Annotated in this window: 22 protein-coding genes; 15 read left to right on the top strand and 7 right to left on the bottom strand. The window is 69.6% G+C overall.

Annotated features, from left to right (window positions below):
* The coding region (gene ligD / locus ACLQ6X_RS10710; RefSeq protein ID WP_411700151.1) for a non-homologous end-joining DNA ligase at positions 1–746 on the bottom strand (746 nt) is incomplete at its 3' end.
* A gap of 75 nt (positions 747–821) precedes the next feature.
* On the opposite strand from ligD, the gene ACLQ6X_RS10705 reads away from it, so the two are divergent.
* On the top strand, positions 822–1,706 hold the full coding sequence (locus tag ACLQ6X_RS10705) for a Ku protein (RefSeq protein WP_411700150.1): 885 nt from the start codon (positions 822–824) through the stop codon (positions 1,704–1,706).
* Here ACLQ6X_RS10705 and ACLQ6X_RS10700 read toward each other — a convergent pair.
* From ACLQ6X_RS10700 to ACLQ6X_RS10690, 3 genes are read right to left on the bottom strand one after another with little or no spacing between them, the layout of a single operon-like run.
* Positions 1,703–2,704 carry a YihY/virulence factor BrkB family protein gene (locus ACLQ6X_RS10700; protein WP_411700149.1) on the bottom strand — a complete coding sequence of 334 codons (1,002 nt, stop codon included), beginning with the start codon at positions 2,702–2,704 and terminating at the stop codon, positions 1,703–1,705. The genes ACLQ6X_RS10705 and ACLQ6X_RS10700 overlap by 4 nt on opposite strands.
* The gene (locus tag ACLQ6X_RS10695) at positions 2,701–3,207 is read right to left on the bottom strand and encodes a DUF6328 family protein (RefSeq protein WP_411700148.1); all 507 of its coding nucleotides are present in this window, start codon (positions 3,205–3,207) and stop codon (positions 2,701–2,703) included. Before ACLQ6X_RS10695 ends, ACLQ6X_RS10700 begins: the two co-directional genes overlap by 4 nt.
* Before the next feature lie 2 nt (positions 3,208–3,209).
* Positions 3,210–4,670: a DNA-3-methyladenine glycosylase 2 family protein gene (locus ACLQ6X_RS10690; RefSeq protein ID WP_411700147.1), complete on the bottom strand. Its 1,461-nt coding sequence runs from the start codon at positions 4,668–4,670 to the stop codon at positions 3,210–3,212.
* Between the two features lie 86 nt (positions 4,671–4,756).
* Here ACLQ6X_RS10690 and ACLQ6X_RS10685 point away from each other — a divergent pair, with 86 nt between their 5' ends.
* The 6 genes from ACLQ6X_RS10685 (at position 4,757) to ACLQ6X_RS10660 (ending at position 12,853) form a co-directional block, all read left to right on the top strand.
* A complete protein-coding gene (locus ACLQ6X_RS10685; protein WP_411700146.1) occupies positions 4,757–6,148 on the top strand; it encodes an FAD-binding oxidoreductase in 1,392 nt (463 codons plus the stop codon).
* Between the two features lie 27 nt (positions 6,149–6,175).
* Positions 6,176–6,949, top strand: a complete 774-nt coding sequence (locus tag ACLQ6X_RS10680) for a hypothetical protein (RefSeq protein WP_411700145.1) — start codon at positions 6,176–6,178, stop codon at positions 6,947–6,949.
* A 34-nt stretch (positions 6,950–6,983) separates the two neighbouring features.
* Entirely contained in the window at positions 6,984–8,228 is a 1,245-nt protein-coding gene (locus ACLQ6X_RS10675; RefSeq protein WP_411700144.1) for a PrsW family intramembrane metalloprotease, read from the top strand.
* A 196-nt stretch (positions 8,229–8,424) separates the two neighbouring features.
* Positions 8,425–10,656, top strand: a complete 2,232-nt coding sequence (locus ACLQ6X_RS10670) for a HelD family protein (RefSeq protein ID WP_411700143.1) — start codon at positions 8,425–8,427, stop codon at positions 10,654–10,656.
* A 201-nt stretch (positions 10,657–10,857) separates the two neighbouring features.
* The gene (locus tag ACLQ6X_RS10665) at positions 10,858–11,691 is read left to right on the top strand and encodes a nuclease-related domain-containing protein (RefSeq protein ID WP_411700142.1); all 834 of its coding nucleotides are present in this window, start codon (positions 10,858–10,860) and stop codon (positions 11,689–11,691) included.
* A 22-nt stretch (positions 11,692–11,713) separates the two neighbouring features.
* A complete protein-coding gene (locus ACLQ6X_RS10660) occupies positions 11,714–12,853 on the top strand; it encodes a Gfo/Idh/MocA family protein (RefSeq protein WP_411700141.1) in 1,140 nt (379 codons plus the stop codon).
* A 27-nt stretch (positions 12,854–12,880) separates the two neighbouring features.
* Here ACLQ6X_RS10660 and ACLQ6X_RS10655 read toward each other — a convergent pair whose 3' ends face one another.
* Both ACLQ6X_RS10655 and ACLQ6X_RS10650 read right to left on the bottom strand, forming a co-directional pair.
* On the bottom strand, positions 12,881–13,450 hold the full coding sequence (locus ACLQ6X_RS10655; RefSeq protein ID WP_411700140.1) for an HdeD family acid-resistance protein: 570 nt from the start codon (positions 13,448–13,450) through the stop codon (positions 12,881–12,883).
* A gap of 92 nt (positions 13,451–13,542) precedes the next feature.
* Positions 13,543–14,730: a MarP family serine protease gene (locus ACLQ6X_RS10650; RefSeq protein ID WP_411700139.1), complete on the bottom strand. Its 1,188-nt coding sequence runs from the start codon at positions 14,728–14,730 to the stop codon at positions 13,543–13,545.
* A gap of 238 nt (positions 14,731–14,968) precedes the next feature.
* Here ACLQ6X_RS10650 and ACLQ6X_RS10645 point away from each other — a divergent pair, with 238 nt between their 5' ends.
* Both ACLQ6X_RS10645 and ACLQ6X_RS10640 read left to right on the top strand, forming a co-directional pair.
* Complete coding sequence (locus ACLQ6X_RS10645; RefSeq protein WP_411700138.1) at positions 14,969–16,270, top strand: S1C family serine protease; 1,302 nt, start codon at positions 14,969–14,971, stop codon at positions 16,268–16,270.
* A 172-nt stretch (positions 16,271–16,442) separates the two neighbouring features.
* On the top strand, positions 16,443–17,627 hold the full coding sequence (locus tag ACLQ6X_RS10640) for an NERD domain-containing protein (RefSeq protein WP_411700137.1): 1,185 nt from the start codon (positions 16,443–16,445) through the stop codon (positions 17,625–17,627).
* Positions 17,628–17,674: 47 nt separating this feature from the next.
* Here the strand turns inward: ACLQ6X_RS10640 and ACLQ6X_RS10635 are convergent, their stop codons facing one another.
* Positions 17,675–19,072: a DUF222 domain-containing protein gene (locus ACLQ6X_RS10635; RefSeq protein ID WP_411700136.1), complete on the bottom strand. Its 1,398-nt coding sequence runs from the start codon at positions 19,070–19,072 to the stop codon at positions 17,675–17,677.
* A 205-nt stretch (positions 19,073–19,277) separates the two neighbouring features.
* Here ACLQ6X_RS10635 and rpsO point away from each other — a divergent pair, with 205 nt between their 5' ends.
* From rpsO to ACLQ6X_RS10605, 6 genes are all read left to right on the top strand, one after another.
* The gene (gene rpsO, locus ACLQ6X_RS10630) at positions 19,278–19,547 is read left to right on the top strand and encodes a 30S ribosomal protein S15 (protein ID WP_188509082.1); all 270 of its coding nucleotides are present in this window, start codon (positions 19,278–19,280) and stop codon (positions 19,545–19,547) included.
* A 91-nt stretch (positions 19,548–19,638) separates the two neighbouring features.
* Positions 19,639–20,433, top strand: a complete 795-nt coding sequence (locus ACLQ6X_RS10625) for a fructosamine kinase family protein (protein ID WP_411700135.1) — start codon at positions 19,639–19,641, stop codon at positions 20,431–20,433.
* Between the two features lie 32 nt (positions 20,434–20,465).
* Entirely contained in the window at positions 20,466–21,560 is a 1,095-nt protein-coding gene (locus tag ACLQ6X_RS10620) for an FUSC family protein (protein ID WP_411700134.1), read from the top strand.
* Between the two features lie 42 nt (positions 21,561–21,602).
* Positions 21,603–22,241: a hypothetical protein gene (locus ACLQ6X_RS10615; protein ID WP_411700133.1), complete on the top strand. Its 639-nt coding sequence runs from the start codon at positions 21,603–21,605 to the stop codon at positions 22,239–22,241.
* A gap of 27 nt (positions 22,242–22,268) precedes the next feature.
* A complete protein-coding gene (locus ACLQ6X_RS10610; protein ID WP_411700132.1) occupies positions 22,269–22,928 on the top strand; it encodes a hypothetical protein in 660 nt (219 codons plus the stop codon).
* Positions 22,929–23,021: 93 nt separating this feature from the next.
* Positions 23,022–23,382: LLM class flavin-dependent oxidoreductase (locus ACLQ6X_RS10605; RefSeq protein ID WP_411700152.1), on the top strand; the 361-nt coding region annotated here is incomplete at its 3' end.

Genomic DNA, 23,382 nt, shown 5'->3' with positions numbered 1-23,382 from the left:
TTGCTGCCGTTGTTCTGGCTCCAGTCGACGAGCACGCGGCCGTCGCGCAACGACTTCTTCATGTCGCTGACGACGAGGTCCGGATGGTCGGCTTCCAGCACCCTGGCGAGTTCGTGGGCGACCGTCGCGACCTCGTCGCTCGTCTGTTTGCCGTCGAGCGCCGCGTAGAGATGGATGCCCTTGCTGCCGCTCGTCACGGGCAACGGGTCGAGCCCCATCCCGGCGAGGATCTCGCGGGCGTAGCGGGCGACCTCCGCGCACTCGGCGAGACCCACGCCGGGACCGGGGTCGAGGTCGAGCACGAGGCGGTCGGGATTCTTCTGCGTGCCGGTGCGGCCGAACTGCCACTGGGGAACGTGGATCTCGAGTGCGGCGATCTGGGCGAGCCAGGTGAGCGTGGCGAGATCGTTCACGAGGGGGTACTCGCTGGTGCGCTCCTTGTGCGCGATCGCCCGGCGCTTCACCCAGCTCGGTGTCGAGTCGTCGAGGTTCTTCTGGAAGAACACCTGCCCCGGTTCATCCGCGGTTCCCACCCCGTGCACCCAGCGCTTGCGAGTCGCGGGGCGATTGGCCGCGTGGGGGATGAGGAACTCGGCGATGCGGGCGTAGTAGTCGATGACGTCGCGCTTCGTGGTCGCGGTCGAGGGGTAGAGCACTTTGTCGAGGTTGGTGAGCTTGAGGCGGTGGCCGTCGACGGAGACGACCTGGTCTTCTGCGGTGCTGGTTGCCCCTGTGCTGTTTGACATACAACCATCGTGGCCGCGCGCCGGGGTGACGCGGTAGGCATTGCCCCGGCCCGCGGGGGTGTGGTCACTTGCCTTATGAGAGCCATCTGGAAAGGCGCGATCACGTTCGGGCTGGTCAACGTGCCGGTGAAGGTCTACAGCGCCACGGAAGACCACGACATCTCGCTGCACCAGGTGCACGACAAGGACGGCGGTCGTATCCGCTACCAGCGACGATGCGAGGTGTGCGGCAAGGTCATCGACTTCGACCACATCGACAAGGCCTTCGACGACGGCGAGCGCACGGTGGTTCTCACCAACGACGACCTGCACTCGCTGCCGCAGGAGCGCAGCCGCGAGATCGACGTCGTCGAGTTCGTGCCGAACGAGCAGATCGACCCGATCATGTTCGACCGCAGCTACTTCCTCGAGCCCGACTCGAAGTCGAACAAGGCCTACGCGCTGCTGCGCCGCACGCTCGAGGAGACGGAGCGCACGGCCATCGTGCACTTCGCGCTGCGGCAGAAGACCCGGCTGGGGGCGCTGCGGGTGCGCGGCGACGTGCTGATGCTGCAGTCGCTGCTCTGGGACGACGAGGTGCGCGAGGCCACGTTCCCCGCCCTCGACGAGCGGGTGCGCCTGTCGGCCAAAGAGCTGGAGATGTCGCACGCCCTGGTCGAGTCGTTCGAGTCGGACTTCACGCCGGGCAAGTTCAGCGACGACTACCAGATCGAGCTGCGCCAGCTCATCGACGCGAAGCTGAAGAAGGGTGACGCGGTGAGCACGGAGGAGACCTTCGGCGAGCGTCCCGAAGAGGACGGCGGCGAGGTGCTCGACCTGATGGAGGCCCTGCGGCGCAGCGTCGAGTCGAGCCGCGGCGCGTCGAAGAAGGCGCCGGCGAAGAGCGCGTCCGCCAAGAGCGCGTCTGGCAAGAGCGCGCCCGCCAAGAGCGCGCCGGCCAAGAAGGCCAAGGCCGGCTAGTCGCGCCGCATCGCCCTGTCGCGGATCGCCTTGCCGTCGCGCACGTCGTCGGCGCGCTGCCGGGCAAGAACCAGGTTGCGTGTGGTGTCGCGCAGGGGAAGCTGCACGGTCTCCTCGGCGACGACGCCCGCGCCGAGTTGGCGGAGGCGCACGACCTCGGCGTCGAACTCGGCACCAAGCACCAGCACGAGATTGGTGATGTAGAGCCAGAGCAGCAGCACGATGCCGCCGCCGATCCACCCGTAGATGCGGTCGTACTGGCCGACAGTCGCGACGTAGACCGCGAAGCCGGCGGTCGCGAGCGCCCACGTGACGATGGCGAACACCGCGCCCCACGAGACCCAGCGCACGCGCAGGTGGCGCACGTTCGGCGTGTAGTAATAGAGCACCGCGGCGACGGTGACCGCGAGCAGCGCGAGCACCGGCCACTTGCCGATGTTCCAGGCCGTGACCCACGGTTCGGCGAGCCCGACGGTGTCGGCGATCGAGGCGGCCACGCGGGGCGTCGTCACGAGGATGAGCAGGATCGCCCCGAACGCCAGCATCAGCACGAGTGTCACCAGCATCATGAGGCCGCGGAACTTCCAGAACCGGCGGCCCTCGAGCACCTCGTAGGTGGTGTTGATCGTGCGGCCGAACGCGGTCGCGTAGGCGGATAGCGTCCAGAGCAGCAGCCAGATGCCGATCGCGAGCGCGATGCCCGGGTTGTCGATGGCGAGGAAGGAGCGCAGCGGTTCCTCCAGCGCCTCCTCCGTCGACTTCTGAACGAACTCGCCGACGACGGCGAGGATGCTCTCGACCGCGTGATCGCGGTCGCGCGCGATGGCGAAGCCCGAGACCACCACGAGCGCGCCCGGGAAGAGGGCGAGGGCGGCGAAGAAGGTGAGCGCGGCGGCCGAGTCGATGCCGCGGTGCCGCACGAAGCCGTGGCGGGCGCGTCGCACCGCGTAGCGCCAGGACTCGCTGGGAATGCCGCGGCTCGTCTGCGGGGTGTTCACGAACGGCGGTCGGGATGGACGAGCACGGGGAGCAGGATCCAGATAGTGAGGATCACCACGAGCGTCGACCCTCCGGCGATCAACCCGGCGGTGTTGCCGACAACCACGTCGAAGATGAGCATGACCGTGCCGGTGAGCACGAGCGCGACGCCCACGAGGGTCACCTTGACTATCGCGTCGGTGATGCGCACGATCTGCCCCTTCGCACCCTCACGAAACAGGTAGCGGTGAAGGCTCACGGGAGCCAGGGCCAGAGCCGTGGTGAGCGCAGCAAGCACGACGAGCACGAGGTAGACGTCGATCTGGACCTGGTCGAGGTCGGCAAAGCGCGGCTGGAAGGCGAGCGTCAGCAGAAAGCCGGTGAGGATCTGCGTGCCCGTCTGGGTCACGCGCAGCTCTTGGAGCAATTCCGACCAGTTGCGCTCGAGGCGGTCGGTCTCGGTCTCGTCGCCCGGCGGTCTGCTTCCTAACGCTCTGGCCTCTTCGGGACGGTGCTCACTCATCCCTAGATCGTACGGGCCCGCGCGTTGCCGGGAGGAACCCGCGCCCGCCACAGGTGCAGTGTCGCGTAGCTGCGCCACGGTGCCCAGCGCTCGCCGTGTCCCGCGAGCGCCCTCTGGGTGCGCGCGAGGCCCAGGCTGTCGGCCGTCTGCAGCACGACGAGGTCGCTCGCGAGCAGCACGTCGGGGTTGCCGAGCACACGCATCGCGAGGTAGCCGGCCGTCCACGGGCCGACGCCGGGAAGCGCGACCAGCCGTTCGGTGAATTCGCCGACCGGCGTGCCGACGTCGAGGGCCAGGTCGCCGTTCGCCACCGCTTCCGCGACGCCCATGATGGTGCGGACGCGCGCGGCGGGACCGCGGATGACGCTCTCGCTGCCGGCGATCTGCGCGGCCGTGGGGAAAAGCCCGTCGGTTCCGATCTCGGCGGTGAGGCGGGCCAGCACCGTGCGGGCCGCCGCGACCGAGATCTGCTGGCCGACGAGTGTGCGGAACAGCGTCTCCTCGGCGTCGAGGCTGCCGGGAAGGCGCAGGCCGGGAAGCGCGGCGACGAGCGGAGCGAGCGTGGCATCCGTCGACAACGCCGCGTCTATGGCCACCGAGTCGGCGTCGAGGTCGAAGAGACGCCGCACGCGGGTCACGAGGGTCGAGACATCCGCGAGACTGTCGAGTTTCGCTTCGCACCGCACTCCCGCCTGTCCGTCGAGCGACAACCGCACCGTCGCGATGCCGTGCGGCAGACGCACGCGACGCTCGAACGTTCCGTCGTCGACGGACTCGAGACCGACGACGGCATGATCGGCGAGAAACCGCACGAGCCCGACGCCGTCGAAGGGTGCGCGTGCGGGCAGGCGCAGGCTGATCGACGTGCCGTCCGCGGCGGCAGGCGCACGCTTGGCGAGCCTCAGCGCGCTCGGCGTGGTCTCGTAGACCGCCGCGATCGTGTCGTTGAACTGCCGGATGCTCGAGAACCCGGCCGCGAACGCGACGTCGGCGACGGAGAGGTCGGTCGACAGCAGCAGGGTGCGCGCGTTCTGGGCGCGATTGGCGCGCGCCAGTGCGAGCGGTCCGGCGCCGAGCTCCGCGACGAGAACGCGGGTCAGGTGCCGCGAGGTGTAGCCGAGGCGCGCGGCGAGCCCGGTGACCCCGTCGCGCTCCACCACGCCGTCGGCGATCAGCCGCATCGCGCGTGAGGCGAGGTCGTCATTGGTGTTCCAGTCGGGGGAGCCCGGCACGGCGTCGGGAAGGCAGCGCTTGCACGCGCGAAGCCCCGCCTCGTGGGCGGCCGCCGCAGTGCGGTAGAACGACACGTTCTTCGCGTGCGGCGTCATGGCGGGGCAGCTCGGGCGACAGTAGATGCCGGTGGAATGCACCCCGGTGATGAACTGCCCGTCGAAGCGGGAGTCGCGCGACGACATCGCGCGGTACCGCTCGGCGAAGCGGGGGTCGGGGCTCGCGGTGCGCATGGTTCAAGGGTCGCACCGTTCGCGCCCTGCGACTAGCGGGTTTCGGACACGGCTTGGGCGCGACGCTCGCGGCCTAGGCTGGACCCGTGAACCAGATCGTGACGCTCCTCCGGGCCGAACTCGGCGATGCCGTGTCGGTCGACCCCGTCGAACTCGACGCCTGCCGCCTCGACAAGTCGGGCCACCGCTCCGATTCGGCGCCGCTCGCGATCGTGCACGCCGAGAGCATCGAGCAGGTGCAGGCCACCATGCGCGTCGCGAGCGCCACGGGGACCCCCGTGGTGGTGCGGGGCGCCGGCACTGGTCTCGCGGGCGCGGCGATCGCGAGCCAGGGCGAGATCGTGCTGTCGACGCTGCGCATGACCCGGATTCTCGAGGTGTCGGAGGACGACGAACTCGCGGTCGTCGAACCCGGAATCATCAACGCCCACCTCAACCAGGCGCTCGAGTCGAAGGGGCTCTGGTTCGCGCCGGACCCCGCGAGTCGCGCGATCTCGACGGTGGGCGGCAACATCGCCACGAACGCGGGCGGCCTGCTCTGTGCGAAGTACGGGGTGACCCGCGAGGCGGTGCTCGGGCTCAAGATCGTGCTGGCCGATGGCCGGCTGATGTCACTCGGCCACCGCACGGTGAAAGGGGTGACGGGGCTCGACCTTGTCGGGCTGATGATCGGTTCGGAGGGCACGCTCGGCGTCATCGTCGAGGCCACGGTGAAGCTGCGCCGCCTGCCCACGGGCGTGCCGACGACGATCGGCGCCTACTTCTCCAGCGTCGAGGAGGCGGCGCGGGCGGCGTCGGTCATCACGGCGTCGGGACTTCGGCCGGCGATCATGGAACTGCTCGACCCGGGTGCCATGCGGTGGATCGCCGAATACCTCGGGATCGACGTGCGCGCCGAGTCCTTCCTGCTCGTGCAGACCGACGGCGAGGGTGCGGCCGCCGAGGCGAAGGGTGCGCTCGACGTCATCCGTTCCCTCGGGGGAGACGCCACCCTCACCACCGACACCGCGGAGGCGAACCGGTTGATCGCCCTGCGCCGGTCGTTCCACCCGGCGATGGAGTCGCGGGGAACCGTGCTGATCGAAGACGTCTGCGTGCCGCGCAGCGCCCTGCCCGCCATGTTCCACGCCATCGATGAGATCGCGGAACGGTTCGGCGTGACCATCGCCACCGTCGCCCACGCCGGCGACGGCAATCTGCACCCGAACTTCGTGTTCGACGACTCGGCGGGCGACGGTGTTCCCGAGGTGATCTGGGCGGCGGCGCACGAGATGTTCCACACCGCGCTCCGGCTCGGCGGCACCCTCACCGGCGAGCACGGCGTCGGACTGCTGAAGAAGCGGTGGCTGCGCGACGAGCTCGGTGACGACCAGGTCGAGCTGCAGCGCGACATCAAGCGCGTCTTCGACCCGAGCGGTATTCTGAATCCGGGCAAGCTGTTCGCTGTGGAGGAAGAACACAGCGTTCTCACGGAATAACGGCGGTACGGCCGGTGTTTTGTCGATATGACCCTAGTCGGCAATACCCCCGCAGATACCTCCCCCCTCGGTTCCGCCGCGGCCCCGTTCTCGCCGCCCGCGAAGAACACGGCCCGCGTCTCCACCGCGCGCCCGCGCACGCGCGACGGTCTCGCCCGTCCGAAGACGGGTGAGGTGCGTGTGCGCATCGGCGCCCTCGGCCTCAGCTCGCTCGGCATCCAGGCCTCGGGTCTCGTCTCCGCGGTCGGCCCCGACGCCGGCGGATTCGCGGCCGGCGACCGCGTCTCGTACCGCACGGCCATGCCCGTCGGGGAGACCAGCCCGTACGCGACCGGTGGACTCAGCACCGTCGTGCCCGAGCGTGAGCTGATCGGATTCCCGAAGGACGTCGCCCTCGAGGCGGCCGCCGCCTACCTGCCCCTCGGGTTAGTCGCGCGCACCGTTGTGAAGCAGCTGCACTCGGTGGGTCGCGGCAACCGTGTCGTGATCGAGGACGACGAGACCGGCGCCTCGGCGTTCGTCGCCGCCTGGGTGCTCGACCTCGGGGCCGAGGTCGTCGAAGCCGGCGACAGGGCCGACGTCGTGATCACGGCGGACGACTTCGCCGCGGCGCGCCGCTGGCGCTACGCCAACGGTCTCGTGCAGATCGCGGCAGCCGACGTGTTCGCCGAGGTGCGGCGCGGCATCTTCGACGAGATCCCCGTCACGACCTACCCGATCGCCGACGCCGAGCGGGCGCGAGCCGAGCTCGTGCAGCGTGTCGCGGCAAGCCCGATCGTGCTGTTGCCCGCTGCGGCCTAGTCCGGGCGCAACACCCGACCGGTAAGGTCGCTGCATGACCGAGACAGATCCTGCGCCCGTGACAGACGCGAACCCGCCCGTCCAGGCGCCTGTCGAGGTGCGGCAGGCCGCGTCCGTGGTGTCGGGGCTCGCCCCCGATCAGCCAGTGAAGCGCAGCCGCGGCCTCACGGCGATCGGCGTCGTAGGCATCGCGGTCGTCGCGCTCATCGGACTCGCCGTCATCGCCTACCTCTTCGCCGGGCTCGGGCCGGTCGCCTTCGCGATCGGCGGTTTCCTCGCCCTGGTTCCGCTCGCCATCGTGCTGTTGGGGGTGCACTGGATCGACCGCTGGGAGCCCGAGCCCCGGGGCATCCTCGTCTTCGCGTTTCTCTGGGGGGCCGCCGCGTCCGTCGCGGTCGCGCTCATCGTCGGCGCCCAGCTCAACGCCATCCTCGCGGCGATCGGCGGCAGCGCGGGTGCGCGCGACTTCCTCGCGTCGGTGGTCGAGGCGCCGCTCGTGGAGGAGGGCGCCAAGGGCCTCGGCCTCCTGCTGATCTTCTGGTTCGCGCGCAAACACTTCGACGGCCCCATCGACGGCCTCGTCTACGCCGCCTGGGTGGCCGGCGGGTTCGCCTTCACCGAGAACATCCTCTACTTCGGCGTGCAGCTGCTCACCGCGGGCAACGTCGACGGCGGGCTCGTAGAGATCTTCATCGCCCGCGGCATCATGTCGCCGTTCGCCCACGTCATGTTCACCGCGTGCACCGGTATCGCCCTCGGCTTCGCCGCCCGTCGCACGAGCGCGGTGGGCGCCGTCGGCGTCTTCCTGCTCGGGCTCATCCCCGCGGTGCTCCTGCACGCCTTCTGGAACGGGTCGCTCTACTTCGTCAGCGACTTCTACGGCTACTACGCGATCGTGCAGTTCCCTCTCTTCGCCCTCGGGGTGCTGATCGTGCTGTTCCTACGCCGTCAGGAGGCGAGCCTCACCCATGACCGGCTGAGCGAGTACGCCGCTGTCGGCTGGTTCAACCGCGACGAGATCAACGCGCTCGCGACCGGCGCCGGACGTCGCCGCGCGCAGGCCTGGGCCAACCGGTACGGCGTCGGCAGGGTGATGCGCACCTACACCAGGGATGCGACGAGGCTCGCGTTCACGAGGCAGCGCATCGTGACCGGTCGCGCGAGTATCGGTGCCGAGGCGGATGAAGCGGCTCTGCTCACCTCGATCGTGGCGTCGCGCGCCGCGCTCAATGCCGCGGTGGCGTCGCGTGCGCCCGCCGGTTCTCACGCGCCTCGCTAGTCGGCGTCAGCCGCTTGAAATCTGCGGGTTAAAAAACTCGTCGCCCAGCGGCGCGGCACTGCCTGCGGCTCAAAACTGGGCGACGAGTTGTTCTGCGAATATCGTGCACCCGCGCCGCCCGGAAAGCAATAGCGGCGTGCACATCCGGGTCACCCAAACCACGTAGGCTGAATACCCTGATTTCGAGGGGTGTGTTGTGGCTTCAGCCGATCTGACCAGTGAGCGCGAGTACGTGGCGACTCTCTACGCGAGGCTCGACGAACTGCGCGACGACGCCAAGGAACAACTCGAGGCGGTGCGCAGAACCAACCAGGGCGGCACCCACCAGAACCGCTCGGAGCGCGACGCTTTCGCCCGCATCTACGAGGACAGGGTCAGCCAGCTCACCGAGATCGACGAGCGTCTCGCCTTCGGTCGCCTCGAGCTCGAGCCCGTCGGCGACGACCCCACGCTGCGCTACATCGGCCGCATCGGGCTACGCGACGAGAACCTGCAGCCGATCCTGCTCGACTGGCGCGTGCCCCAGGCCCGCGCCTTCTACCAGGCCACCGCTGCGACGCCGCTCGGCGCTCGCGCCCGCCGGCACATCACCAGCAAGGGCCGCGAGGTCGTGCGTGTCGACGACGAGATCTTCGACGCCGCGATGCTCGAGGGCGACACGAGCAACCTGCAGGGCGAGGCCGCCCTGCTCGCGACCCTGACGGCGCAGCGCACCGGCCGAATGGGCGACATCGTGGCGACGATCCAGGCCGAGCAGGACCGCATCATCCGGTCCGACCTTCGCGGCGTGCTCGTCGTGCAGGGCGGTCCGGGAACAGGCAAGACCGCCGTGGCCCTACACCGTGCCGCGTACCTGTTGTATTCGTATCGCGACCGGCTCGCGACATCCGGCGTTCTGATCGTCGGACCCAGCCGCTCCTTCCTGCAGTACATCGAGGCCGTGCTGCCCTCGCTCGGCGAGACCGGCGTGGTGCTCTCGAGCGTCGGCCAGCTGTATCCGGGACTCGACACGGCGGCGGAGGATGCTCAGGATGTCGCGGTGCTGAAGGGTTCGCTCGACATGGCCGCGCTGCTCGCGCGTGCCGTGAAGTCGCGTCAGGTCGTTCCGCGCGATGTGCAGACGCTCGAGGTCAACGGCGAGTACCTCACGGTCGAGCCGCAACTCATCCAGAACGCCATGCACCGTGCGTGGGAGACGCGCAAGCCGCACAATGTCGCCCGTGCCACATTCAACAAGGCCGCGATCAACGCGCTGAGCAAGCAGCTCGCCGCTCAGCTGCGCGACCACGGCAACACCATCGAGGACAGCGACCAGGCCTGGCTGCGCGAGGACATCCGCACCGCCGACGACGTGAAGGTCGCGCTCAACACCGCGTGGATTCCCCTCACGCCCCAGAAGCTGCTGCAGGACCTGTACGCGCGTCCACAGTGGCTCGCCTCGCTCACGCCCGACTGGACGCCCGAGAAGCGCGCCCTGCTGCGCCGCGACCGCGACGCCGCGTTCACGGTGAGCGACGTGCCGCTGCTCGACGAGGCGGCCGAGCTGCTCGGATCGGCGGGCGGTGGCGGCGACGCCGAGAAGCGGGAGCGCAAACAGCAGCGCAAGCGCGACATCGAGAACGCCGAGCAGTCGATCCGCAACATGGGCGTCGAGGGGCTCGTCGACGCCGAGTCGCTCGCCGACGGGTTCGAGGCAGCGGTCGAGCGCGGGTCGACCGCCGACCTGGCCGCCGCAGACCGCACCTGGGCCTACGGGCACATCGTGGTCGACGAGGCGCAGGAACTGTCGCCGATGCAGTGGCGCGTGCTCATCCGCCGCAACCCGCAGAAGTCGTTCACGATCGTCGGCGACGTGGCACAGGCGAGCGCCGCCGCGGCGTCGTCGAGCTGGGCCGACGCCCTGCAGCCGCTCTTCGCCGACAGCTGGCGGCTCGAGGAGCTCACGGTCAACTACCGCACCCCGGCCCAGATCGCGGAGACCGCCGAGTCGATGGCGATCGCCCACGGCCTGTCGATCACGCGGTCGCGCTCGGTGCGCTCGAGCGAGTGGCCGGTCGCCGTCGTCGAGACGACCGACGTGCTCGGGGCAGCCGCCGACGCCGTCGAGAGCGACCGGGCCATCGACGCGCTCGGCACCATCGCGGTGATCGCGAGCGCGTCGCTCGTCGAGTCCATCACCGCACGCCTCGCCGAGAAGCTCGGTTCCGACGTCGGGCTGGGAGCGGCCGGTCTCAACCGCGCCGTCGCCGTGCTCACTCCGCAGGAGTCGAAGGGCCTCGAGTTCGACGCCGCCATCGTGGTCGAGCCCCAGCTCATCATCGACGAGATCGGGCGGGGGGCGGCAGCGCTCTACGTCGCGATGACCAGGCCGACGCAGCGACTGCACCTCGTCACGACGCGCGCGCTGCCCGCCGGCATCGTGCTCTGATCCCGCAGTCACTGATCCCGCAGTCACTGATCCCGCAGTCGCTCGGCCGGGTCAACTCGGCGTTCTTTTTCCCGTCGTGCGTTCGTCACCTCATATTTGGGGGTACCTCCGTCTCACCAAGTAGGCGAGAGTAGTACGGGTCGGGCGGCGGGGACGGGGATCCGCGCTGCACCAGACGCGGCGCGCGGGCGAGGGAAGACCATGACGGACGGTGAAGGGTCTGCGCGCGATCCCGCCCAGCTCGACAACCTGCCCGGCCAATCGGCGATCATCGAGCTGCTGCGCGTGCACGCCGGACTGCCCCAGCGCTCGCGTCTCGCCCGGGTGCTCGGTATCAGCCCGCTCACCGCCGAATCGCGGCCCTGGTACGACGCCGCCGTGAGCGAGATCGAGGTCGGCGACGCCCTCGCGGGTCTCGGAGACGACTGGGTCGTCCTGCACGCCCTTCCGGTCGGAACAGGCACCACCGACATCGACCACGTCGTGATCGGACCGGGCGGCGTCTTCATCATCAACACCAAGAGCCACCCGGGGCAGGCGGTCTGGGCGTCGCAACGCGCGTTCCTCGTGTCGGGCGTGCGCCATCCGTACATCCGCAACATGGAGTACGAGATGGGGCGGGTCGAACGGCTGCTCGGCTCGGCGTCCGGCATCCCGGTCGAGGTGGCCGGAATCCTCGCCGTCGTCGCGGCGAAGAGCATCACCGTGCGCGAGAAGCACCGTGACGTGACCGTGCTGTCGACCGCGTCGCTCGTGCAGTGGCTGCTCGCCCGACCCGTCGTGCTCGGTCCGGCGCAGGTCACGGCCATCGGAGCGGCCGCGCAGCTGGCGACGACCTGGCAGCCCGACGCCGAGCCCGTCGGCGACAAGGACGCGCTGCGCGAACGTTTCGCCGCGGTGCGGACGCAGGTGCGCCGTGCGTGGCGCTTGCAGGTGATCTGGGCGACCGTGCTGACGCTCGTCGGTGCGGGCGGCTTCGTGCTGGTGACCTACTCGATACTGTTGAACGCACTGGGCGCCCTCGGCGGCCGCTAGCCCGTTCCACAGGAAGGCCGCAATGCCGCAGCCCACAGCACAGCCCACAGCACAGCCCGCCACAGCACAGCCCGCCGCAGCACAGCCCGGTACAGCACAGCCCGCCGTCATCGGCCTCATCGGAGCCGGCTGGCGGGCGGAGTACTTTCTGCGCATCGCCCGCGACCTTCCCGAGCGCTTCGTGGTCGCGCGGGTGCTCGTGCGAACGGAGGCGTCCGCGACATCCGTCGGTCAGAAATGGGGCGTCCCGACCGGCACCAGCCTCGCCGACTTCGTGAAGAACGACTTCGACTACGTCGTGGTTTCCGCGCCGTGGGACGCCGTGCCCGAGCTCATCGAGGCGCTCGTGGCCGCGGGCATACCGGTGCTCAGTGAAACGCCTCCGGCTCCGGATGTCGCGGCTCTGCGCTCACTGTGGGGGAGTGTGGGCGGCGCCGGCGTGCAGGTCGCCGAGCAGTACCACCTGCAGCCCCACCACGCCGCCCGTCTCGCCGTCGTGCGGTCGGGCCTGATCGGCGAGGTGTCCAGCGCCCGCGTCTCGGTCGCGCACGGCTACCACGGCGTCAGCCTCGCCCGGCTCTACCTCGACGTCGGATTCGAGCCGGTCACCGTGCGCGCCGACGGGCTGACCGACCCGCTGCTGTCGTCGAACGGACGAGTCGGCTGGAAGGAGACGCTCGAACCGGTGCCGGGCAGACGAACCGTGGCGCTCCTGAGATTCGGAGCGAAGAGCGCCGTCTTCGACTTCACCGACGAGCAGTACTTCTCGCCGGTGCGGTCGCGTCACCTGTCGGTGCGCGGCGACCGCGGCGAGATCTGGGACAACACGGTGAGCCACCTGGCCGGGCCGGGCGACCCGGTGACCGGCGAATTGCAGCGCGACGTCACCGGGGTCGAGAGCGAGCTGTCGGGCAACTACCTGCGTCGTGTGACGCTGCACACCGAGGTCTACTTCGAGAACCGGTTCGCGCCGGCGCGGCTCAACGACGACGAGATCGCGGTCGCCGAGTCGATGCACCGGATGTCGGTGTTCGTGGCGACGGGGGAGCCGTTCTACCCGCTCGCCGAGGCGAGCCACGATCACTACCTGGGCCTGCTCATCGACGAGGCGGCGGTGACGGGCGAGACCGTGCGATCGGAAGCCATGCCCTGGCAGGCCTGATCACGGGTCTTGTTGCATGCTCGCGACCTACATGCTCGCGACGCTGTGCCGGCGCGGCAGGGTTAGCAGCGTCGAGACGCTGACGACGATCAGCAGGATGGCGCCGAAGATGAGGAATGCCGATACCGCCAGACTTGGCAGCGTGAAGGTGATGATGCCCGCGATGATCGAGATCACGCCGCTCACGAGCGCGAGCCACCGTGGGGAGACCACGCCCTGGATTCCCGCCATGATGTCGATGACCCCCTCTGCGATCCAGCCGAAGCCGATCACGAACGCCAGCACCACCAGCGAGCGCTCGGGGCTCGCGAGGCAGTAGACGCCCGCGGCGACCACGAGCAGACCGAGGATGCCGGTGAACCAGCGCATCCCGGTGCTGGAGTCGTGCGCGAGGAACGCCACGGTGATGCGGAAGATGCCCGACACCACGAGGTAGATGCCGAAGACAATGGCTATGGTCACGAGGGTCGCGTCCGGCCAGACGAGGGCGATGATGCCCAGCACGATGCCGATGACCGCGACGGCGACGAGTTCGCCGCGGTGCACGCTGATGAAGGACGACGGAAGACCGGGGACGACGTTCTGCTCGTAAGTCATAGCGCCCATGCTGGCACTGACCCGCGACGGGCGGAAGATCGTGACGAAAGTTTAGGGCGAGGTCGGTCTGCGGACGGCCGCGACCAGGTCGGCTATCCCCGCACGCACGCTCCCGACGCGACCGTCGCGGCGAGCCCGGGCGCCTGGGCGGCGACGGGAGCGAGCTCGTTCGCCGTGAGCGCGTAGCCGACGTTGGCGAGATCCGCGCTCTTCGCGAAGACCACGCCGACGACCGCTCCGTCGGTGGAGATGAGGGGTCCGCCCGAGTTGCCCTCGCGCACATCGGCGGCGAGGGTGTAGATCTCGCGGCTGCTGGCCGAGTCACCGTAGATGTCGTCGACCGATGTCGTCGCGATCGACAACACCTTCGCCGGCTTCGTGCTGAAGGGCCCGCCGTAGGGGTAGCCGTCGACGACGCCGACGGCTCCGCGCTCGAGGTTCGGCGCCACCGGCAGCGCCGTCGCCGTCATGCCGCTGACCGCGATCACGGCCAGGTCTTTCGCGGGGTCGAAGTAGACGACCCGGCCGGGGAGCGCCCGTCCGCCCGGCACCTCGACGATGGGCTCGGTGACGCCCGCGACGACGTGCGCGTTGGTGACGACCCGGTCGGTGGCGACGACGAATCCGCTGCCGGTCTGGTTCTGGCCGCACTCGTAGGCGTTGCCGGTGATGCGCACGACCGACGCCGCGGCGGTGATCAGCGCGTCGGAGGACGTGTCGCCGCGGGGCAGGTCCGGCGACGTGGTGACGCCGCCGAGCGCCTCGGTGATGAGTGGGAGTCCGTCGTCGACGACGGTGGCGCGCAGCTGGGCCAGGAACCCCTCGACGGGGTCGGGTGTGACGTCGCTGATGCCGCGCAGCACAGTCGACGCGCCGATGGCCTGCGACAGCGCCGGCACGCCGAGCGCGGTGACGCTGAGTGCGAGAAGGGCCGCGATGAGCGCGGCGGCGACGCCGTTCACGATCGCGCCGAGCACGCGGTCGACGAACCGCAGCGGCGAACGCTTCAGGCTTGATCGGATCGACCGCCCGACGGACGCGCCGAGCGAGTGCCCGAACACCACGAGCGCGATCGCGACGAAGACCGTCGCCACGATGCGCCACATCGGTTCCGGTACCCACGAGCCGACGAGGGGGATCGCGAAGTACGCCACGACGGCGCCGACCGCCACCCCGATCAGGGCGAACGCGCTGTGCAGCAGGCCGCGGCGGTACCCGGCGACGACGTAGCCGGCGAGCAGTGCGAGCAACAGAAGGTCGAGAATCCACGCTTCGCCCATGGCCGTCCCTCCGCGTCATCCGCATGATCTGCGCGCTCATCCGCCCGGAAGCGGACGGCCCAGCTACGAGAGTACGGTGCGCAGCCGGTATCGGATGTCACGGCCAGCGTTTCGAGAGCGGGACCTACACCGGCAACTCATGGCCGGCATGGTGCCCGGTATCGGCTGCGTCATACGCCGTCCATAGGAAACCGGGGTGTTCTGGTCTCACTAGCCCACACGCACAGGAGAAGCACCCATGGCAGAGAACACCGCACCCGTCGTTCCCGCTCACGTCGTCACCTCGACGGAGTCGGATCCTCCGCTGGTACCCGCGTCGGGGCGCGCCCGTCGCAAGCGCACGACCCTCTTCGTCGTCGGCGGGGCGACGGCGCTCGCGCTCTGCATCGGCGGTGGCGGAGTGGCGCTCGGCGCCGGGATCGCGGCCGCCGACCACGCCGCCTCGATCGCGGCGCTGAACCAGAGCTCGCTCGCGCAGGGCGGCCTCGGCGGTTACGGCTCGGCCCAGCCGGGTACTTTCCAGCAGACGGCGCCGTTCGGGGGGAGCGCCGGAACCGGAACGGGAACCGAAACCGCGACCAGCACCAGCGCCACCGCAACGGCCGCGACCGACGCGCAGAAGCTCGGAGTGGTCACCATCGTGTCGGACCTCTACTACAGCGAGACCTCGCAGGCCGCTGGCACGGGCGTCGTCCTCACCTCGAGCGGCCAGATCCTCACGAACAACCACGTGGTCGAGGGTGCGACGAGCATCGAGGTGACGATCGAGTCGACGGGCGACACGTTTCGGGCCGACGTAGTCGGTACGGATGCCACGGACGATATCGCCATGCTGCAGCTGGTGACGTCCTCCGGTAAGGCCGTGTCGGGGCTGACCGCGGCCGCGATCGACGACGACACCCTCGCGGTCGGCAACGCGATCACCTCCGTGGGCAACGCCGAAGGGACCGGCGACCTCGTGGCCGCCGCGGGCACGGTGACCGCGCTGGACGAGAGCATCACCGTCGGCAACGAGGGCACCGGGACATCCGAAAGCCTGACCGGTCTGATCCAGATCGACGCCGACGTCGTCTCCGGCGATTCGGGCGGGCCGCTCGTCGACGCCGAAGGCGAGGTGACCGGCGTGGTTACGGCCGCGTCGTCGGGCACCGCCGACATCACCGGGTTCGCGATCCCCATCGCGACCGCCATGACGATCGCCGAGCAGATACTGGCCGGTGACGAGACGGGCAACGTATCGATCGGTGCGCCGGCCTTCCTCGGGGTGCAGCTCGCCACCACTCAGGGGTCCGTGGGCGTCACTCTGGGCGGCTCCATCGCGGGAACTCCCGCGGCGGGCGCCGGTCTGGTCGCGGGCGACGTGATCACGTCCGTGGACGGCGTTGCCGTCACCGCCACCGACACCCTCAGCGCATCGGAGGTGCTCAGTGCCGCGATCGCAGCGCACGAGGTGGGCGATTCGGTGACGCTCGGCTACACGACCGCCGACGGCGTCGCGAGCACCGTGGAGGTGACGCTGATGGCAGGACCCGCCGCGTAGTGCCACCGTACAGAGCAAGCGGCCCAGTCGATCCCCCCGATCGGCGGGGCCGCGTTGCGTCGTGCGCCGCCCGCCCGTTCCCGTTCACGGGGAAGATGCTGGTCGCGCCCCGTTCTGGGTCTGTGCGCGGGGGAGCGGCACCCGTAGCCTCGGTGGTGGAAGTGGGGGACACATGACCGACATCAGACAGGACGGCGCGCAGGCTGTGCCGTCCGTCCCGTCCGCTCCGCCCGCCCTCGTCGCGCCGCCCGAATTCGCCGAGCCGTCGCTGTCGAAAGTCCGCCCGAGCGCGCCACAGCTCGCCGTGCAGGCGATCGCGTCGAAGGCGTTCGTGGCTCCCGCATCGGCAGCGCCAGTCGCGTCGGTTGCCGCGACCGGCCCGGCACTCGCGCTCGGCCCGGCTCCCGTGTCGGGCCCGACTCTCGCGTCTGGCCCGGCTCCCGTGTCTGGCCTGACTCTCGCCCTCAGCCCCGCTCTCCCACCCACATCCGCGCTCGAGCACGAGCTCGCGCTCGCCGCGGCCGGCTCCCTGCGCTCGCGCGTTCCCGCCTTCGCCGTGATGAAGGAGTGCCTCCGCGTCCAGTCGAGCGCTCCGGAACGCACCGCACTCGCCCGTGTGTTCGGACGCGAGCCGCTGCATCCGGATGCCCTCAGCTGGTATCGCGGCGCCGTCGGCGAACTGCAGGTCGCGCGCGTCCTCGGCAAGCTCGACCCGCGGTGGACGGTTCTCCACGCGGTGCCGGTCGGCTCGGCCGGTGCCGACATCGACCACGTTCTGATCGGCCCCTGCGGAACATTCACGATCAACACCAAGAATCACGGGGGCAAGAAGGTGTGGGCGGCCGGCACGACGTTCGTGGTCAACGGTCAAAAGCTCGCCCATATCCACCACTCGACCTTCGAAGCGCAGCGGGCAGCCCGACTGCTCACCGACGTGACGGGCACGCCGGTGTCGGTCACGCCGCTCATCGTCCTCGTGGATCCGGCCTCGCTCACGCGCAAGAAGCCGGACGTGACGGTTCTGGATGCGACGGAAATCCTCCGTTGGATCCGACGTCAGCCGCAAATGCAGACGGATGCCACGGTCGCCCGCATCACCTGGGCCGCGGCACGACGCGACACCTGGACGACGCTGGTGGACGAGGATGCCGTGCCGGCCAAGAGTCGCGGGCACGCCGAAGGCGACTACGAGCAGCAATTCGCCGCCCTCCAGGCCGAGGTCGACGCGGCGCAGGCGCGGCGGCGAGCCTGGTCGCTGCTCGGAGCCCTCGCCTTCCTCACCGGCGTGGTCGGAGCGACGCTGCTGCTTGCGCCGTTCATCCCCGAGATCGTGTCGAAGCTGATCGGCGGCGCGTAGCCAGCACCGGCTCCACCGGCTCGCCCTCAGAGCGTCCTACCCTCCGTTTATGCGGCCTCCGGAAGGTGGGTAGCCGGATGCGTCAGGTAGGTGCGGCCGCTCGGCAACTCCCACTCGATGTCGCCGTTGGGCAGGTTGCGCATCTTCACGCGGGTGTGGGTCTTCACCCTGTGGTGATCGGCGCAGAGGCAGGCGAGATTGCCGAGCTTGGTGGTGCCGCCCCCGGCCCACGCGCGCGTGTGGTCGAGTTCGGCGTGTGTCGCCGGCTGCTCGCACCCGATCGCCCGGCAGACTCCGTCGCGCACGCGCACCACATTCTTGAGATCCGCGGGCACGGCATACGTCGTGCGGTCGAAGTCGAGGATCGCGCTCGATACCGGATGCACGAGCAACCGGGTGAAGCTCGGCGCCGTCGCCGCGATCTGCCGGGCGGTCTCGGGATCGATCGGCCCGTACCCCTCGAGATCGCCCGGCTCGTCACTGCGGCCGAGCAGCGTCATGACGGGAACGGTCACCAACACCTTCGGCCGAATGCCGTGCCCCACGTTCGGTCGCGGCCCGCCCGTGCCCTCTGTTGTGGCCTCGCAGGTGTCGCCGGTGAGCAGCAGGTCGGTGAAGGCGTCTGCCCGCTTCTGCGCCATCGTGCGTTCGTCGCCCGCGATCGTGGGTGCGCTCGCGATCGTCGCGAGCCGGTCGCGAATGGCCTGCACGACCTCCGCGCTCAGGGTCGCGCCGATCACGGCCATGCCGTCGTCGCCCGGCTCGAACCACACGGTGCGCTTCTCAACCGCCTCGATGTGGCGCTCGACACTCGACGAGGGCTGCAGCTTCTCGCGCAACCGGATCGCCGCCTTCTTGAGCTTCGGCACCGTGACCTCCTTCGCCGTGGGCAGCAGGGTCTGCTCGAACTCTTCGACGCTCTCGTCGGGCACCGACGAACCCTGGTCGATCATCACGCGAGCGTGCGGGTAGCTGATCGAGCCCTCCCTCAGTGCCGTGAGGGTCTCGGGCAACTGGTTCATAAGAAACTTGCTCTCCCAGACCAGGTTGCGCGCCGTGTTGTCGCTCACGCGCAGCACGCCGACGAGCTCCATCACGACGATCTTCTCGGCGCACACCCGCTCACTCCAGCCGTGGTCGCCCGGCGACTCACTCGCCGCGAACGACATCTGCTCGCTGCGGACCCGCAGCCGGTCGATGGCTGCCGCCCGCGCCGCATGCGCGGTGGCGATGGCGCGCTCGGCCGCCTCGACGTCATCGAGCGCGGCGCGGTAGTCCGCAAGACCGGGATCGGGATCGAGACCGGGATCGAGATCGAGACTGGGGTGAGGATCGAGACCGGGAGCGGGAGGAATAACATCGGGTGGCGGGTCGCACAAACCCCCGCCACCGTCGGCCGACGCGGAGTACGCGTCGGCGGCCGGATCGTTCTCTGCTTCGTTCATGCCCACATGAAAAGCGACCCCACCGACACCAAGAACGACTTTCCACGGCCCCCTCGCCAGCCGCCAGCCTGTGGAGGACTAGACGACCGCCCCGCCACCCATCCCAAACCTGCTAAACTCCCAAGGTTGCCGTCAAACGGCCGCGGATAAAGAGAGCCGGCACATTCTGTGACCGGCACCGCGCAACGAGGGAAAGGGGCCATCTATGCCTTTAGCACCAGATGCCAAGAAAGCAATCATCGACGAGTACGCCACTCACCCTGGTGACACGGGAAGCCCCGAAGTGCAGGTCGCTATGCTGACCGCACGAATTCTGGACCTCACCGAGCACTTGAAAGAGCACAAGCACGACCACCACTCGCGTCGTGGACTGCTTCTGCTGGTCGGCCAGCGTCGTCGCTTGCTCGGCTACCTCGCAGACGTGAACATCGAGCGTTACCGCTCGCTGATCGCGCGTCTCGGACTGCGCCGCTAGTTTGCTCCGCTAGGAACGAACCTGTTCTTGGAACGGAAGCCGTCATCCCCCGGGATGGCGGCTTTCGTGGTTTAACGCGCTAATAGAGATCATGCCCACGTTCATAAAGAGCAGACCGGATGCTCCTGCCGGATTCTTCGATGCCGAGGCCGCCGGACTGGCCTGGCTGGCGGCGGCGTCCGACGGTGTGCGCGTCGCCGGTGTGATCCGCGTGGCGCCCGGCGAGATCGAGCTGGAACGCATAGCCGAGGTGACCCCGACCGCCGAAGCCGCCGATGCGTTCGGAGCGGCGCTCGCCCGCACCCACGCCGCCGGGGCCGCCGCGTTCGGGTCACCGCCCGAGGGCCACACCGGCCCGTTGTTCATCGGCCGCCGCCCCCTCACGTCGGCGCGGCAGACCCGCTGGGGCAGCTTCTACGCCCGTGACCGGGTGCTGCCGTACCTGCGCGTCGCCGTGGAGGCCGGCACCGTGAACGAGGGTGAGGAACGCGTCATCCGAGCCGCCTGCGACCGCATCGCAAACGGCGACTTCGACAATTCCGAGCCGCCCGCCCGGCTGCACGGCGACCTGTGGACCGGCAACGTGCTCTGGTCGCCGAAGCCAGACGGCGACGGCGTGGAGGCGGTGCTCATCGACCCGGCCGCCCACGGCGGTCACCGTGAGACGGACCTCGCGATGCTGGCGCTGTTCGGATGTCCCTTCCTCGAGCGCGTGCTCGCGGCGTACGACGCGAGCGCGGCCAACCTGGGGGAGCCGCTGCGCGCGGGGTGGCGCGACAGGGTTCCCGTGCACCAGCTGCACCCGCTCGCGGTGCACGCCGCAGGGCACGGCCGCAGCTACGGCGTCGCGCTGACCGAAGCGGCCGCCCGAACGCTGGAGTTGTAACCTAGCTACTGCTTTATCTGTATCGGAGACCCATGACCTTCCGCTCCGACCTGCGCAGCATTTTCGAGCTGCGCCCGAGTCCGCCCCGCCTGCACGTCGCCATCCAGGCCGCCGTCGCGATCGGCATCCCGACCGTCGGATTCGCGCTCGCCGGTCGCGCCGAACTCGGTCTGCTCGCCAGCAGCGGCGCCTTCCTCGCGCTGTACCTCACGACGCGAAGTCGCGGCGACCGGGCACGCAGGCTGCCGTTGCTCGCCTTCGGGTTCCTCGCCGCCTCGGCCCTCGGCATAGCCGCATCCGGCAGCCTGGTTCTCGGCCTGATCGTGCTGTTCGCGGTGGCGGCAGCGTCGTCGGTGGTCTGCCTCGGGCTGAGTGTCGGCCCGCCCGGTGCGCTGTTCTTCGTGCTCGTCGCCGGGGTGAGCGGCCACGTCGCGGGCCCGCACGCGCTCGGCGGGGGCGGCGTCGACGGCTGGCTCGTACTCGGAATGCTCGCGCTGGGGCTCGCGATCGCCTACGCGGTGGTGCTCGCGCCGTTGCTGTTGCCACGGGTGCGGGCCGCCGACGCCCTGGTCGAGAACGAACCGATGCGGTTCGTTGTCGACGAGACCACCCGGATCATCCTCGTGCGGCTGATCGTCGCGACCGCGATCGCCGTGGTGGTGGCCGCCCCGCTCGGCATCCACCGCTCGTACTGGGTCGTCGTGGCCGTCGTCGCCATCCTGCAGAACGGGCACCGCCTGCGCCTCACGGCCCTGCGCGGCGTTCACCGCGTGCTGGGAACCCTCGTGGGCCTCGCCCTGTTCGCCGTCGTGTCGCTCGCGAACCCGAGCGGGGTGTGGCTCGGCCTGCTGCTGATGGCGCTGCAGTTCGTGGTCGAGCTCGTGGTCATCCGCAACTACGGCCTGGCGCTCGTGTTCATCACGCCGCTCGCGCTCACGATCGCCGCCCAGGCCGGAACAGCGCAGGCCGGAACAGCCCAGGCCGGCACAGCACAGGTCGACTTGATCGTCAGCGAGCGCCTGTTCGACACCCTGCTGGGCGCCGGCATCGCGACCGGAGTGCTGCTCGCGGCCCTTGGCCTGATGCGCTGGAAGGGCCTGATGCGCTGGAAGCGCCGGGAGGGATAGCCGCCGGGCGCGCGCACGCGGGACAATCGGAGGGTGAGAAAGATGGCGTTCCGAGTGGCCGCGGCCGCGGCATCCGTTCTCGCGCTCTCCACCCTGGTGCTCGGCGGGTGCAGCCTGCAGCGCGACCTCCCCCGGGCACTCACGGACGCCCAGCTGGAGGCGGCCGTGCGCGCGCAGCTCGACCGGCAGTGGCGGCTCTCGGACCTGCAGGGCGTCGTCGTGCGACCCGCGTTCGAGCCGAGACCGATCGTCACGGAGCGCGAGTGGGGCCGGCTGATGACCGAATGCATGGACCGCGCCGGGATCCCGCAGTGGGGATACGACGACGGAACCGGGCTGTTCGTCGAGGGCGGCACGCCGAGTGCGAGCGACCAGCTCGCCTTCTACTGGTGCTTCGCCGAGTACCCGACGGTCGACCTGCTCACACGCGACCAGCTCGACTTCGTCTACGACTACTACGCGCGCTGGTTGATCCCCTGCCTCGAGACACGCGGATTCAACGTGCAGAATGCGCCGACCCGCGAGGCGTTCGCGACGGCTCATCCGCCGATGGGGCGGTGGAATCCGTACCGGGCCCTAGAGGACCTCCCGTCCGACCCCCACGCGTTGCGGCAACTCCAGCGCGACTGCCCGCCGACCCTGCTCGGTATTCCCGGCTGGTCGGAATTCGCGTACCGGTGAGAGTGAGAAAAGCGCAAGAATAGGGGGATGAGGGTGCCAGGGTCCGCCGCATTGGCCGCGGTCGTGACGGTCGTGGTGGCGGCGGGGCTGGCCGGATGCTCCGAAGCGGCACCGTTGCCCACCGGACCGACCGCGACGGAGGTCGACGAGCTCGTGCGCGCCGAACTCGACCGGCAGTGGCACTTCACCGGCCTCGAGGGAGTGGTGGATCGGCCGCAGATCGAGGTCGAGGAGTTCGGCGACGCGAACGGCTTCTCGGCCGGCTTCGGCGCGTGCATGTCCGAGGCGGGCTTCAACGGGTGGGGTGTCGGCGAGGCGGGCCTCGACATGACCATGGTCAATGGTGACGGCGCCGAGACCACCCCGCAGCAGCATCTCGCGTTCTACGGCTGCAGCGCGCGCTTCCCCTCCATCGACCGGTTGAGTGACGAGCAGCTCGAGTACATCTACGGCTACTTCACGCGCTGGCTCATCCCGTGCCTGGCCGCCGAGGGCTACGAGGTCGAGAGCCCGCCGACCAGGGCGGGCTTCCTCGAGCAGCACGCCGACGGCTCGTGGTTGTGGAATCCGTACTCCACGTTCAGCAGCCCGGTCGACGAGGCCACCTTCTTCCGGCTGCAGCAGAAATGTGCGCCGACGACCCCCGGTATCGCCGGGTGGTCTGTGGACGACGACCGGCGGGAATAGATTCGCCGCGACATCCGTTCTCACATACATGCAAACGTATAGAATTGCACGGACAACCCGGGAGGGCACCACATCATGAGCACAGGCACAGGAATGCAGTTTGGAATCTTCACCGTCGGAGACGTGACGACCGACCCCACCAACGACTCGACGCCGACGGAGCATCAGCGCATCAAGGCGATCCTGACCATCGCGCAGAAGGTCGAAGAGGTCGGCATGGAGGTGTTCGCGCTCGGCGAGCACCACAACCCGCCGTTCGTGCCCTCGAGCCCGACGACGATGCTCGGCTACATCGCCGCGAAGACCGAGCGGCTCATCCTCTCCACCGCGACCACGCTCATCACCACGAACGACCCCGTGAAGATCGCCGAGGACTACGCGATGCTGCAGCACGTGGCCGACGGCCGCGTCGACCTAATGATGGGCCGCGGCAACACCGGCCCGGTCTACCCGT

Origin of the sequence: Conyzicola sp., assembly GCF_046714715.1 — a bacterium.
Lineage (GTDB): Bacteria > Actinomycetota > Actinomycetes > Actinomycetales > Microbacteriaceae > Conyzicola.
Note: the sequence above shows the minus strand (reverse complement) of the source record. Positions and strands in the feature narration are given on the sequence as shown.

Bases quoted from the DNA above. Each gene is read 5' to 3' on its own strand.
- ACLQ6X_RS10675 (WP_411700144.1), top strand. From the start codon at position 6,984: ATGACCGAGACAGATCCTGCGCCCGTGACAGACGCGAACCCGCCCGTC.
- ACLQ6X_RS10655 (WP_411700140.1), bottom strand. From the start codon at position 13,450: ATGACTTACGAGCAGAACGTCGTCCCCGGTCTTCCGTCGTCCTTCATC.
- ACLQ6X_RS10665 (WP_411700142.1), top strand. From the start codon at position 10,858: ATGACGGACGGTGAAGGGTCTGCGCGCGATCCCGCCCAGCTCGACAAC.
- ACLQ6X_RS10620 (WP_411700134.1), top strand. From the start codon at position 20,466: ATGACCTTCCGCTCCGACCTGCGCAGCATTTTCGAGCTGCGCCCGAGT.
- ACLQ6X_RS10680 (WP_411700145.1), top strand. From the start codon at position 6,176: ATGACCCTAGTCGGCAATACCCCCGCAGATACCTCCCCCCTCGGTTCC.
- ACLQ6X_RS10650 (WP_411700139.1), bottom strand. From the start codon at position 14,730: ATGGGCGAAGCGTGGATTCTCGACCTTCTGTTGCTCGCACTGCTCGCC.
- ACLQ6X_RS10690 (WP_411700147.1), bottom strand. From the start codon at position 4,670: ATGCGCACCGCGAGCCCCGACCCCCGCTTCGCCGAGCGGTACCGCGCG.
- ACLQ6X_RS10615 (WP_411700133.1), top strand. From the start codon at position 21,603: ATGGCGTTCCGAGTGGCCGCGGCCGCGGCATCCGTTCTCGCGCTCTCC.
- rpsO (WP_188509082.1), top strand. From the start codon at position 19,278: ATGCCTTTAGCACCAGATGCCAAGAAAGCAATCATCGACGAGTACGCC.
- ACLQ6X_RS10660 (WP_411700141.1), top strand. From the start codon at position 11,714: ATGCCGCAGCCCACAGCACAGCCCACAGCACAGCCCGCCACAGCACAG.
- ACLQ6X_RS10705 (WP_411700150.1), top strand. From the start codon at position 822: ATGAGAGCCATCTGGAAAGGCGCGATCACGTTCGGGCTGGTCAACGTG.
- ACLQ6X_RS10640 (WP_411700137.1), top strand. From the start codon at position 16,443: ATGACCGACATCAGACAGGACGGCGCGCAGGCTGTGCCGTCCGTCCCG.
- ACLQ6X_RS10610 (WP_411700132.1), top strand. From the start codon at position 22,269: ATGAGGGTGCCAGGGTCCGCCGCATTGGCCGCGGTCGTGACGGTCGTG.
- ACLQ6X_RS10645 (WP_411700138.1), top strand. From the start codon at position 14,969: ATGGCAGAGAACACCGCACCCGTCGTTCCCGCTCACGTCGTCACCTCG.
- ACLQ6X_RS10695 (WP_411700148.1), bottom strand. From the start codon at position 3,207: ATGAGTGAGCACCGTCCCGAAGAGGCCAGAGCGTTAGGAAGCAGACCG.
- ACLQ6X_RS10625 (WP_411700135.1), top strand. From the start codon at position 19,639: ATGCCCACGTTCATAAAGAGCAGACCGGATGCTCCTGCCGGATTCTTC.
- ACLQ6X_RS10635 (WP_411700136.1), bottom strand. From the start codon at position 19,072: ATGAACGAAGCAGAGAACGATCCGGCCGCCGACGCGTACTCCGCGTCG.